This is a genomic window from Streptomyces sp. NPDC005722 (genome assembly GCF_040630935.1).
Lineage (GTDB): Bacteria > Actinomycetota > Actinomycetes > Streptomycetales > Streptomycetaceae > Actinacidiphila.
In genome coordinates, this window is record NZ_JBEXYN010000011.1 from 121,043 (window position 1) to 132,393 (window position 11,351).

10 protein-coding genes, 1 tRNA gene and 2 pseudogenes are annotated in these 11,351 nt (G+C 69.3%); 3 read left to right on the forward strand and 10 right to left on the reverse strand.

All coding sequences use genetic code 11. The annotated features are described in order from the left end of the window. Positions 1 to 87 precede the first annotated feature (87 nt). Together ABZ479_RS15690 and ABZ479_RS15695 are read right to left on the reverse strand one after the other, a co-directional pair. Positions 88 to 1,350 carry a hypothetical protein gene (locus ABZ479_RS15690; RefSeq protein WP_500462104.1) on the reverse strand — a complete coding sequence of 421 codons (1,263 nt, stop codon included), beginning with the start codon at positions 1,348 to 1,350 and terminating at the stop codon, positions 88 to 90. Continuing rightward, on the reverse strand, positions 1,343 to 2,884 hold the full coding sequence (locus ABZ479_RS15695; RefSeq protein ID WP_500462105.1) for an alkaline phosphatase D family protein: 1,542 nt from the start codon (positions 2,882 to 2,884) through the stop codon (positions 1,343 to 1,345). Before ABZ479_RS15695 ends, ABZ479_RS15690 begins: the two co-directional genes overlap by 8 nt. Before the next feature lie 319 nt (positions 2,885 to 3,203). Between ABZ479_RS15695 and ABZ479_RS15700 the strand changes: the two genes are divergently transcribed. Then, positions 3,204 to 3,446, forward strand: a complete 243-nt coding sequence (locus tag ABZ479_RS15700; protein WP_500462188.1) for a hypothetical protein — start codon at positions 3,204 to 3,206, stop codon at positions 3,444 to 3,446. 196 nt (positions 3,447 to 3,642) lie between these two features. On the opposite strand, the gene ABZ479_RS15705 is transcribed toward ABZ479_RS15700, so the two are convergent. Further along, entirely contained in the window at positions 3,643 to 4,251 is a 609-nt protein-coding gene (locus ABZ479_RS15705) for a hypothetical protein (protein WP_500462106.1), read from the reverse strand. Positions 4,252 to 4,410: 159 nt separating this feature from the next. Here ABZ479_RS15705 and ABZ479_RS15710 point away from each other — a divergent pair, with 159 nt between their 5' ends. After that, a complete protein-coding gene (locus tag ABZ479_RS15710) occupies positions 4,411 to 4,944 on the forward strand; it encodes a Type 1 glutamine amidotransferase-like domain-containing protein (protein ID WP_500462108.1) in 534 nt (177 codons plus the stop codon). Between the two features lie 150 nt (positions 4,945 to 5,094). On the opposite strand, the pseudogene ABZ479_RS15715 reads toward ABZ479_RS15710, so the two are convergent. The 5 genes and pseudogenes from ABZ479_RS15715 to ABZ479_RS15735 all read right to left on the reverse strand — a co-directional run. After that, positions 5,095 to 5,234: pseudogene (locus ABZ479_RS15715) on the reverse strand (PEP/pyruvate-binding domain-containing protein); the annotation flags it as partial. Between the two features lie 104 nt (positions 5,235 to 5,338). Next, the gene (locus ABZ479_RS15720; protein ID WP_500462109.1) at positions 5,339 to 5,926 is read right to left on the reverse strand and encodes a tetratricopeptide repeat protein; all 588 of its coding nucleotides are present in this window, start codon (positions 5,924 to 5,926) and stop codon (positions 5,339 to 5,341) included. 135 nt (positions 5,927 to 6,061) lie between these two features. Next, positions 6,062 to 6,253: pseudogene (locus ABZ479_RS15725) on the reverse strand (hypothetical protein); the annotation flags it as partial. A 224-nt stretch (positions 6,254 to 6,477) separates the two neighbouring features. Then, a tRNA-Met gene (locus ABZ479_RS15730) sits at positions 6,478 to 6,555 on the reverse strand. A 53-nt stretch (positions 6,556 to 6,608) separates the two neighbouring features. Further along, complete coding sequence (locus ABZ479_RS15735) at positions 6,609 to 7,628, reverse strand: NAD(P)-dependent alcohol dehydrogenase (protein WP_500462110.1); 1,020 nt, start codon at positions 7,626 to 7,628, stop codon at positions 6,609 to 6,611. 117 nt (positions 7,629 to 7,745) lie between these two features. On the opposite strand from ABZ479_RS15735, the gene ABZ479_RS15740 reads away from it, so the two are divergent. Next, positions 7,746 to 8,411 carry a TetR/AcrR family transcriptional regulator gene (locus ABZ479_RS15740; RefSeq protein ID WP_500462111.1) on the forward strand — a complete coding sequence of 222 codons (666 nt, stop codon included), beginning with the start codon at positions 7,746 to 7,748 and terminating at the stop codon, positions 8,409 to 8,411. A gap of 236 nt (positions 8,412 to 8,647) precedes the next feature. Here the strand turns inward: ABZ479_RS15740 and ABZ479_RS15745 are convergent, their stop codons facing one another. After that, the gene (locus tag ABZ479_RS15745) at positions 8,648 to 10,597 is read right to left on the reverse strand and encodes a phospholipase D family protein (protein WP_500462112.1); all 1,950 of its coding nucleotides are present in this window, start codon (positions 10,595 to 10,597) and stop codon (positions 8,648 to 8,650) included. 12 nt (positions 10,598 to 10,609) lie between these two features. Then, entirely contained in the window at positions 10,610 to 11,200 is a 591-nt protein-coding gene (locus ABZ479_RS15750) for a hypothetical protein (protein ID WP_500462113.1), read from the reverse strand. Positions 11,201 to 11,351: the final 151 nt, after the last annotated feature.

Sequence of the window (11,351 nt, forward strand, 5' to 3'; positions counted from 1 at the left end):
GGCCACCTCGCGGAGGTGTTCCGACAGAATCGACTGCCGGATCTCCCCACGGGGTGGCCCGGTGGACGTCCGCGGATCGAGGGGACGTCACCAGTCCGAGTTGGTCGCCCCCAGGCTCAGCAGGACCTGGTCGAAGGTGTTGCCGTCGTTGTCGTCGGTGTACGCCATGGAGAGTGTGCCGAACGGGGAGGAGGCCAGCGCGAGCTGCTCCTGCCGGCCGGTCGTGACCTGGCTGACGGACTGGGCCGGCAACCGGCCGGCGGAGGTGCCGTCGGGGTTGAGGCCCCGGGCCCAGACCGCCGGATCGGTGCCGGCGACGCTCCAGCCGACCACGGCGTCGCGCTGGTCGTCGATGCCGACGGTGGGGTTGCCCGCTCCGGCACCGCTGGACACCTCGACCTCGGCCGAGCCGGCCGTGCCGGTCGCGGTGAACGACCGGGCCCAGATGCCACGGGTCCCGGTGTGGTCGGACTCCCACGCCACGGCGAAGTCGCCGTTGAAGTTCGCGGCCACGGCCGGACGCTGCTGCTGCCCGTCGGCGATGCTGTTGGCACTGCGGCGGCTGAGGGTGACCGCCCCGTTGGCCTTGGCCAGCTTCACCAGGCCGATCTGGTAGGCGCCGTTGTTGTCGGTGTCCTCGTCCCAGACGACGACGGCGTCGCCCGAGGCGGACGTCGCGATGTCGGGGTTGTGGTGCGCGCCGCCGGTCGCGTTGACCGTCACCTCGTAGGCCTTGGTCGTGGTTCCGGTGAACCCCGCCGCCTTCACCGTCGCCGCCGCGGTGCCCTGGATGTCCTCCCACACCACGGAGAACGCGACCGCCGTGGTGCTGTTGGGCGCGCCGTCCGGATCGACCGCGACGCGCGGATGGATCTGCTGGCCGTCGGCGCTCGCGTTGGCCTGGCCGGAGCCGAGGAGCGCGCCGGCCGGGGAGAGGACTCGGTAGGTGATGTTGTAGAACCCGTTGCCGTCCGGGTCCTCCGCCCACACGACAACTGTGTTGCCCCGGTCGTCGATGCCCACGTCGGGCTGGAGATGCCGCCAGGCCACGCCCGAGGTGCCGCCGGCCGAGAGCTTCTTCTCGTACGCCGAGACGCCGTTGCGGTACATCCGCACCCACACGTCGCTGTGGGCGTTGTCGCCCGGGGTGGCCGAGTCGCGGTCGTCCTCCCAGACCACCGCGGTGTCGCCGAGGCGGTTGGCGGCGATCGAGGAGGTGTCCTGGTCACCGGCGGAGTCGCTGTTCGCGGTCGCCCAGGACGAGGGCCCGGCCGCCGAGGCCGGGGAGATCATGGCGAGGACCGCGGCGAAGCCGGCAACGGTCGCGCCCAGTACGGAGAGCTTACGCATCGGCCAACCCCGGCTGTCCGTCGTGAATGACAAAGGTCCGCGCGGTCGTCGCCGCCGCGCCGTGTTCGGTCACCGTCGCCACCGACCGGAAGTCGGCTGTGAGCTGCGACCGGGTGATGTGCGTGCGGACGTAGCCGCGCCGGTTGGAGTAGAAGCGCAGGTGCGGGTTGAGGGATCCGTTGGGGATCGCCGTGGTGGCGGTTCCGTTGCCGGTGCTGGTGATGGAGGTGCAGACCAGCTCGGAGCCGATCGTCGCCGACGACGGGTTGGCGTAGTCGGCCTTGAGGTCGTTGCCCCACGACGCGTGCACGTCACCGGTGAGGACGACCGGGTTGCGTACGCCGCGGTCGATGATGCCCTGCTGGATCCGCGCCCGGCTGCCCCGGTACCCGTCCCAGGCGTCCATGTTCATCGCGCCCGCCGAGTTCACGTTGCGGGCGAAGAAGACCTGCTGGCCGATGAGGTCCCAGGTGCTCAGGTGCTGTCCGAGCCCGTCGAGCAGCCATGCCTCCTGGGCCGGGCCGGTGATCGAACGGGACGGCAGATCGGCGTCGGCGCAGACCTTCGTCCCGTCGCCGCAGGCCTGGTCGTCGCGGAACTGGCGGGTGTCGAGCATGTGGAACGTGGCGAGGGTGCCCCAGCGGACCCGGCGGTAGAGCTGGATGCTGTTGCCGGAGGGGGTCGCGGCGGCCCGCAGCGGCATGTTCTCGAAGTAGGCCTGGTACGCGGCGGTGCGGCGCGCGGTCCACTGGGCCGCCGTCAGCGCGGGGCTGCTGTCGGCGCGGACCATGTTGGCGTAGTTGTTCTCCACCTCGTGGTCGTCCGGCACGACCAGCCACGGCGCGATCGCGTGCGCGGCCTGCAGGTCGGGGTCGCTGCGGTAGAGCGCGTAGCGGCGGCGGTAGTCGGCCAGCGACACGATCTCGCTGCCGAGGTGCTGGCGCACGGCGCCGGAGGTGGCGCCGCCCTCGTAGATGTAGTCGCCCAGGTGCAGGATCAGGTCGGGTCGGTCGTCGGCCATGCGCCGGTAGGCGGTGTAGTAGCCCTGCTCGTAGTGGGCGCACGAGGCGAAGGCCATCGTGAAGTCGCGCCCGACCGTGTTCGGAGCCGGCGCGGTGCGGGTCCGGCCCACCGGGGAGATGAATCCCTGGGCCCGGAAGCGGTAGTAGTACTCGGAGTCCGGGGCGAGTCCGCCGGCCAGTACGTGGACCGCGTGGGCCTGTGCGTAGCGGGCGGTGAACGTGCCGGAGCTGACGAGGCTGGTGAAGTTCTGGTTGGTCGACACCTGCCAGTCGACGGCGACGTCGGCGTTGGGCATGCCGCCCTGGCCGTCCGCGTTGGTCGGCGTGGGAGCCAGACGCGTCCAGAGGACCACGCTGGCGTCGTCCGGTTCGCCGGAGGCGACACCGAGGGTGAAGGGGAAGGGAGTGGAGGCGGCGGCCGACGGCTGGGCCATCGCCCCGATTTGGAGCGCTGCGACGCTCGCGGTGGTGAGCCCGCCAAGGATGAAGATGCGGCGACTGAGGTTGCTCATGGCCGCAGATGCTCGCGGCCACGGGTGAACTTCCCGCCCTGCGACGGGAGCGGTCAAGTGACATGATCGAACCGCGAGTTGGTGGGCATTTATACGGATGTCGCGGGCGCTTGAGCCGGCGCTCAGCCGCTGATCAGCCGTTGCGGTTCAGCCGCGCTGTTCACATTCCCGGCGTCTGTTAACCACCTGTCCAATGACGGCTCTGACGCGCAACCCGTCCTTCATCTGCCGGCATGCCTCGGCCAACGAGCAGCACGCCCGTGACCGGGCTCCACGGCATTCACCGTGGAGCCCGGCAGGTCGCACCTGACGGCGTCTCATCGGGCTCATATCGGGCGAGAACACATTGGAACGGTCCGCGCTCGCGCTCTCCGCGATCGCCGGGGCGTGGCTGACGCGGAAACTGATCGGGCACACGGCGTTGGTGGAGACTGACCCCGACGAACTGGCCCGGCGCCTGGAATACCTCTTGCGGACCCTGTCGGAGGACACCCTGCCGGAAAGGCAGTGCCGGACCCGCTCCCCGGCCCACCTCGACGACTCCGCGCGCTCGTCGGCGTGACGGCCGGACAGCGAGGAGTTCACCTCGCTGAGGGCCCGCAGGGGCAGACTGTCCGGTGCGGTCATCGCGCTGATCTCCTTCGAGGCGTCGACTCTTCCGAGAACAGGCGGGCGGCCGGCAGCCAGGCCGGGAACGTCATGATGAAGGAGAGAAGGTCTTACCGGGCTGGGAGCGCTTCAGGATTTTCCGATGCGCTTCAGGACTCAGCCAGGCGGTGGCCGCTCGCGCCGGTATCGGAGTCTCTTCGGAAGTCCGACATGGGCCCGGTCACGCCGTAGGTTCCTTCGTGGAACCTGAAGACGGAAGGCCAGGGGTCGGCCTCCGCACGGAAGTATCCCGCGTAGTCGGGTTCGTCGACGTGCGGAGCCAGCAGTTCGAGGAGCGATACGACGTCGTCCAGCAGGTCCGGCCGGAGGACGCGGACGAACAGGCCCCAGGCATCGTGACCGCCGCGGGACTGGCGTTCCAGACGCGCGAACTCCCCTCCGGGCAGGGGCCTGTCGGTGTCCGGATTCGGAGTCAGCAGCGGATGCGGGTATTCATCGGCGCCGACAGCCGCGGGCCGGTCGGTGAGCAGGCCCATGTGCCAGCGCAGGGTGTCCAGGACCGACTGAGGGGCGTCGTCCTTCAGGAAGCACGTGAAGACCATTTCGTAGCGAATGTTCACGGGGACATTCTGCAGGTCGGCCGAAGGCATGACCTGGCGGAGGGATCGGGGAGAACCACGCCCGGCGACCCGGGAGCCTCCGAGAAGGTTGCCCGAACCACGATGAATTCCAGCACGGTTCCGGGTCTTCAGGTACATCCACCTTTCGCGCGCGAATCGGGAGACACCTTGAAGCTCTTGCTCACCTCAGGCGGCGTTACGAACCCGAGCATCCGTTCGGCCCTTGTGCAGCTTCTCGGCAAGCCGATCGACGAGTGCCACGCCCTCTGTGTCCCGACGGCACAATGGGGTCACCCGATGTGCGGTCCGGCATCGGTACGGGGCCTCGCAGCCGGCGAGCCCCGGTGGCAGCACCTGACAGGCCTGGGCTGGGCCTCGCTCGGCGTCCTCGAGTTGACCGCACTGCCCACCATCGGCGCGGAGCGGTACGTCCCCTGGGTCCGGGAAGCCGACGTGCTCCTGGTCGACGGCGGCGACGCGACGTACCTGTGCCACTGGATGAGGGAGTCGGGGCTGGCCGATCTGCTGCCTTCGCTGCCCGACACGGTCTGGGTGGGGGTGAGCGCCGGAAGCATGGTCATGACGCCCCGGATCGGCAGCTACTTCGTCGAGTGGCAGTCCGCGCCGGACGACCGCACCCTGGGAGTCGTCGACTTCTCGATCTTCCCGCACCTGGACGCCTTCCCGGGGAACACCCTGGCTGACGCTGAGCGCTGGGCCGCCGACATCGGCGGCGCAGCCTACGCCATCGACGAACAGACGGCCATCAAGGTCGTCGACGGCTCCGTCGAGTTGGTCTCCGAAGGGCACTGGACGAAGTTCGGGTCATAGGGCCACCGGGCAGGGTGGCGCACTCGCGCCCGTCGCGGCCTGCCTGGGTGTCGCACAGGCCGGGCGCAAGTGCTGCGATGACAGGTCCGCCGATCGGTTCGGTCCCAAGTGAGCGTTGCCGGCGCTGCCGCGCTGTGGTGCGGCTGACGCGGCCAGTACGGGCGGTTCGACGCCGGTGGTCAGGAACCCCCGGCCGGCCGGGTGGGGATCGTGAAGCCGGGCGGTACGGGCAGACCGATCCGGGTCATCTCGGCCGGCCCCGAGCCCTTGCCGCCCAGCAGGTCGGCCATGATCCGGTCGCCGTCGGAGAAGTCGCACACACATGGAGGATTTTCCAACCCCCTTGACTGGAGAGCACGGCGTATCTTCTCCAGGGCGTGCCTACCAGCGCAGTTCACCGTGCCGGTCCAGGGTGCTGTCGACCACCTGTTGTCCCAGTCGGCTGATCACCATTGCTGGAATCCATCCCTGCCCGTTGTCTCGCGGCGGCTTCGGCTCGGTCAACCAGCCTCAGCGCGGTCTCGGTGGCGACGACAAGGGAGGGGTCTCCCTTCGTGCGCCGCTGACGTAGCGCCATCTCCAACAGGTCGCGGGCCTCCTCGGCCCGCCCTTGGTCAAGGCGCTGCTTGCCCAGGTGCTGGAAGCAGAAGTAGAGCATGTCCGGAGCGTGACCCTCGCAGAGATGGAGGGCCTGTTGGTAATGAGGCTCCGCGGCCTCCAGATCACCGAAGTAACGGTAGGCGTCGCCCAGGTTGATGTGGATGGCGATGGCGAGCTTGTCATCGGCGAGCGCCAGCGCCCGCTCCAGCGTGCTGATGGCCTCGGTGTGACGGCCCAGCACCAGCAGCCCTACGCCTGCTCGACGCAGTAGCGCGGGTTGTTCACGCGGCCTGGCCAGCAGGCCGGCCACCGCTCGGGCCAGGGCTTCCCGGTCGGTGGGGACCATGCGGCCGCACTCGTCCAAAGCGATCAGGTCCTCCACGCGGTCCCGCCTTCGACTCGTTGGCCGGCCATCGGTCGTCGGCCGGATCCGTGACGAGAGGCTACGGAGCCGGGCCGAAAAGAAGATCGTCAAGGATGATGAAGACGCGTTGCCTCGCTCGACGCCATACTGGAACTACAGAACGGGCCCTTCACTGCTGCCCGCCGCGGCGGTGAGATGGAGGGTTAGGGCCGCCTTGACCAGGACGGTGATGCGGGTGGTGCTGCAGCGGAGCTTGCGCAGCAGCCGCCAACACTTCAAGGCGGCCATTGCCTGCTCGGCGACGGCGCGGATCTTGGCGTGGGAGACGTTGACTGCCCGCTGGCCGTGACGTGTGCCGGAGCCGCCGATGGGTCTGCGCGCACCGGGCCAGTGACGTGGCGGGTGGCTGCCGGCCACCGCCTGGATCCTCCTCTGCAGCGCGATCGCCGAAGCCTCAGGGCTCCTGACCGTACGCACCGGGTCGAGAAGGTGTCCCGGCCAAAGCGCCGGCGGGCCATGTACAAGACTTCGGCCCCTGCCCGACAGGAAGTCAGGCAGGGGCCGAATGTTGGTAGCGGGGGCGGGATTTGAACCACGCGACCTCTGGGTTATGAGCCCAGCGAGCTACCGAGCTGCTCCACCCCGCGTCGGTGCACCCAGTCTACGATCCTTGGGCGGCTCGCGCAGGCATTTTACGGCGTCACCCGGCGGGCATGGCGAGCGCGAGCTTGCCTGTGACGCGGCCGTCGAGGAGGTGCCGGACGGCTGCGGCAGTCTCGGCGAGCGGGTAGACGCGGTCCACGACAGGGCGGAGCGTGCCTGCGTCGACGAGAGCGGTCAGGTCGCGCAGCCCGCTTGCGGCCTCTGAGGCGATGAAGGTGCCGAGATGCCGGTCGGTGAAAGGAGAGCGCACCTGGGCGCGGAGCTGCCGATCGGTGCCGCCGAGCCAGCGGCCGTTCGTCTCGCCGCCGGTGATGACCAGTCTGCCGCGGGGTGTGAGGGCACGGCGCAGATCCCGCAGACCGCGGTTGCCCGCGATGTCGATGATGACGTCATAGCGCTGTAGGCCGGCGAGGAAATCCTCGCGCGTGTAGTCGATCACGTGGTCCGCGCCCAGCGCCCGTACGGCCGCGAGCTTGGGGGTGCTCGCGACGGCCGTCACCCGGGCGCCGAGTCCATGGGCGAGTTGGACGGCGAAGGTGCCCACGCCGCCGGCGGCTCCCGTGATCAGGACGTGTTGGCCTTCCTGGACCTTGCCGTTGTCGCGAACTGCCTGGAGTGCGGTGAGCGCACTGACGGGTACCGTCGCCGCCTCCTCGAAGGTGAGTCGGGTCGGCTTGGGAGCGATCCTGTCGGGACGAGCGGCGGCGTATTCGGCGAACGCGGCGGCTGCCGTGCCGTAGACCTCGTCGCCGGGCGCGAACACGGTCACGTCAGAGCCGACTGCCTCGACGATGCCGGCGATGTTGCGGCCGGGATTGGGGAGCTTTGGCCTTCGCAGCCCGCTCACGGCGCGGATTGGGTACGGCAGGCCGGCCATCATGTGCCAGGTGCCCCGGTCCACGCTGGAGGCGCGCACTCGCACCAGCACCTCGTCCGGCCCGATGGCGGGCTGGACGACCCGCGCCGTCCGCAGCACGGCCTCCGGATCGGCGCCGTAGCGCTCCTGCACGACAGCGGCCATCGTCTTCGTCTCGCCGGTGGTGATCGGCTCGCTCATGTTTCGCATCATCACTGCCCCCGGTTCCGCTCCCCATGATACTTACGCCGTAAGTAGAGCACTTACGGCGTAAGGTCGTCAACGCTGGGAGACCCGAGAGAAAGAGGCCCGTCCACCGTGACCCGACGAACCACCTCGCGACCGAACCGTGAGACGCTCACCCGGCAGCGGGTTCTCCATGCCGCCGTCGAACTCGCCGACTCCAGCGGCTTGGAGACGCTCAGCATGCGCAAACTCGGCGAGGCTGTCGGGGTCGAGGCGATGTCCCTGTACAACCACGTGGCCAACAAGGAGGACCTGCTCGACGGCATGGTCGACCTGGTCTTCGGCGAAGTCGAGTTGCCCGTGCCGGGTGCTGACTGGCGACAGGCGATGCGACAGCGGGCGATCTCCATGCGCCTGGTGCTGTCCCGCCACCGCTGGGCCATCGGGCTGATGGAGTCGCGGTCCACTCCAGGCCCGGCCACTCTGCGTCACCACGACGCCGTTCTCGGCTGCCTGCGTCAGGGCGGGTTCTCGCTCGAGCTGACCGCCCACGCCGTCTCGGTTCTCGACAGCTACATCTACGGGTTCGCCCTGCAGGAGAAGACCTTGCCCTTTTCCTCCCCGGAGGAGACCGCCGAACTGGCGGATTCCATCATGAGCGCATTCGGCGATGGCGAGTACCCGTACCTGACCGAGATCGCGACCGCTCACGTCATGCGCCCCGGGTACGCCTACAGCGACGAGTTCGAATTCGGACTGGACCTCATCCTCGACAGCCTTCAGCGAGCGGCGGGCTGACGGGGGGAGCGGCGCGCCGGCCGCACGGGTCACAGGTCAAGCGGGGAAACCGGGGCGTGCCGGCTGGACCCACGGGGCCGGGGTCGCCCACGTCCACCCCGCGGATCCCCGTAGTACAGCGGCCGGAGTGCCGCGGGCAGGGCCCTGCCACGCAGCCTCGCCAGGGGTGACGGTGCCGGTGAGGCGCTCGGGCGTTGACTACCGCCCGAGCGCCGACACCACCCCGGAAGGGCTGCTCAGCATGTGGTGTTGGGGTTCAGGAATCTGCGCACGAAGGCCTCGGGGTCGGGAACCAGGTCCGCGACGGTGCCGAGGTCCAGGCCCGGCACCAGCGCGACCGCCGGCGCGAGTGGGCCGAGCACCACGGGGGCCAGGGACTGCCAGTGCTCCATCTGCTGGACCGAGCGCAGCAGATCCCGCAGCGTCTCGCGCCAGTTCACTGCGGGAACCCGCGGTGGAACAGGGAAGTTGACCAGGTGGCCGATCTTGCGGCCCCCCGTGGGCATACGGCCCAGGCCTGTCAGCGCGTCCTCATGCAGCGACGGGTCCTCGTTGAGGTGTTCGCCCCAAATCTGCTTGCGCAGCTTACGGACGGACACGCCGACCCGGTGTGGGGCGCCGCCCATGGTGCCGTCGACGAGGTTCGTGTCGAAGACGCCGAGCTGCAGTTCCGAATCCGTCGTGTGGGAACGGGAGTTGAGGTTGGCGCTCCCCGCGGAGACGTACTGGTCGTCGACGATCATCAGCTTCGCGTGGACGTAGATCTGCAGCGTGGTCGCCGCCTGCTCCAGATGGAAGCAGTGGACGTTCGCGGGATGTGCGGCTGCGATGCGCTGGAGCACCTCGGCGCGCATCGCCTTGTGGACGTCGCCGAGCCCCGGCACGTCGAAATCGCGGGCGGTGACCAGGATGACCTGGACGCCCCGGGCTGCGGCGGCCCGCAGGTCGTCGACGAGCGGCGAGGGCCACAGGTACTGGTCCTCGATGTAGATGTAGTGCCGCGCCCGGCGGATGGCCTTGCGGTAGGCGGCCGTGACGGTGAACTCACCACCCGGCAGGAAGGAGTACACCCCTTTGCAGGTCAGGGTCCGCAGGACCTGTACGGCCTGGGTGCCTGAGGTGGCCGGCGGCCTGGGTGCTTCCGACGCGGGGATCGGCACGGGCGTTCCGTCGATACGGCTCGGCGGAGTGGGGTCGTTCCAGCGCTGGACCAGGGACTGCCAGATCTGGCCGACGGCAGGCCCGAACACCGCGCACTGCACATCGTGCCAACCGGGCAGCGAGATCTTCTTCCCCAGGAAGTCCGGTTCCCGTTGCCGTATCGGCAGATCGCCGTGGGCGGCGTTGTCCCAGCGGTCCAGGCAGATGTCGATCCCGCCGACGAACGCCGCCGCATCCTCAGCGGTGCTGCCTTGCACCACCGCGCACTTCTGGTGGTGGGAGCCGAACTGGCCCACCCGGGCGTCGAGGACCGCCTGTGCACCTCCGGCGACCAGCGCGGTCCGGAAGTCGAAGTTGTCCTTGGACGGGAGGCTCGGAACCCTGGGCCTGCGCACGGGAAGCGTGGAGAAGTGCGAGCCGTACAGGAGCGCGCGTACGACGATGCCATTCGCGCGGAGCTTGAGGAGCCGCTCGAGGATCCCCGGTGAGCCCGCGACCGTTGGGCGCAGCACCTGCTCGGGCGAGAACCGCCAGCCGGCGAACAGCACCCGGTTCCCGGCCGTCAGGGCATCCAGCCGCGAGGCCAGCGTGTCGTAGTATCCCTCGGCGTCGACGAAGAACAGGACCTTGTTGCCCAGGGTGAAGGCGGGGGAGCGGAAGGGGCCCATCTCGGCGCCGGTCAGCAGCCAGTCCTCCGGGGCGACCGTCGGCACGGGCGGGCGTTCGGCCGCCGCGCACATCTCGTCCAGCTTCAGGACCGTCGACGGGCCGACGTCGTCGATCACCTCGGCCGAGGGGGTACCGAGTACCTCGACCTTGAACCGGGCGACCGCGCCGGCGGTCTCGTTGCCGTAGTCGCCGTCCGCCCCGAACCGGGGCAGACAGCCAGGGTCCCAGCCGAGGAGCGCGATCTGTACCTTTCGTACGGCCGCGTCGTTCCGGTTTCGGGTGCGTGAGATACGGTCCTGGTCCTGTGCGATGGACTCCAGCAGTGGATCTCCGGCGAAGAGCGCGGAGGCAAGCATCCCTGTTCTCCTTCACTGAGGCGCTGACGGCTGGGGCGGCATCTCTGTGGCGAGGCCGGGAAGGAAGGCAGGCTCCAGTCGTACCTGTTCCCTGTCGGCCAGGTAGCGCTCAAGTTCCCGCGGCCGGTAGCCCGGGGTGCGGTCGTAGCGTTCCTTGGCGGAAACCGCCAGGTACTCATCTCCGTCGGGCTCGCCTTCTTTGCCCGTGGCACTGCCCAGGGGCCGGTGGAACGGCTTGGTCAGGCGGTACATTCCCGTGCGTGAGGTGTGCAGTTGGCCCGAGCTGTCCGGCCGTACACGGAAGCCGATGCTCTGCTCCGGCTGCATCGCTTTCGGCCCGGCCGCGCTGAGCGCGTCGGTGTGGAACGTGAGCCCGTGTCTGCGAGCCTGGTCGACCATCCACAGCAAGGTGATGTCGGACAGTCCTGCTTCCTGGTAGCCGCCGCCGACATCAAAGCCGTTGGGGTGCTCGACCCGGGAGCGGTAGAGAGCCCAGGCCGCAGGGATCCGGTCCGCGTGGTCCCGGCGCGGGATGCCGCAGTTGCGCACCATCCCCGCCGCATTCCAGGTGCCGTCGCAGCAGACGCCCAGACGCTCGGGCATGACCATCCCCCCTCGCGAGGGCACGGAGCGGCGGCCGACACCGCGTCCATGCTCGCATCACTGAGTGAACCGTGCCATGCGAAGGGCTGCGGCGCGAGATGCTCGTCGTCAGGCCACGGTTCCTCTACGCTCATGGCCGTACGTGGTGAGT

Coding starts and splice junctions, on each gene's coding strand:
- ABZ479_RS15750 (WP_500462113.1), bottom strand. CDS start 11,200: ATGCCCGAGCGTCTGGGCGTCTGCTGCGACGGCACCTGGAATGCGGCG.
- ABZ479_RS15690 (WP_500462104.1), bottom strand. CDS start 1,350: ATGCGTAAGCTCTCCGTACTGGGCGCGACCGTTGCCGGCTTCGCCGCG.
- ABZ479_RS15745 (WP_500462112.1), bottom strand. CDS start 10,597: ATGCTTGCCTCCGCGCTCTTCGCCGGAGATCCACTGCTGGAGTCCATC.
- ABZ479_RS15695 (WP_500462105.1), bottom strand. CDS start 2,884: ATGAGCAACCTCAGTCGCCGCATCTTCATCCTTGGCGGGCTCACCACC.
- ABZ479_RS15710 (WP_500462108.1), top strand. CDS start 4,411: ATGTGCGGTCCGGCATCGGTACGGGGCCTCGCAGCCGGCGAGCCCCGG.
- ABZ479_RS15705 (WP_500462106.1), bottom strand. CDS start 4,251: ATGTACCTGAAGACCCGGAACCGTGCTGGAATTCATCGTGGTTCGGGC.
- ABZ479_RS15735 (WP_500462110.1), bottom strand. CDS start 7,628: ATGAGCGAGCCGATCACCACCGGCGAGACGAAGACGATGGCCGCTGTC.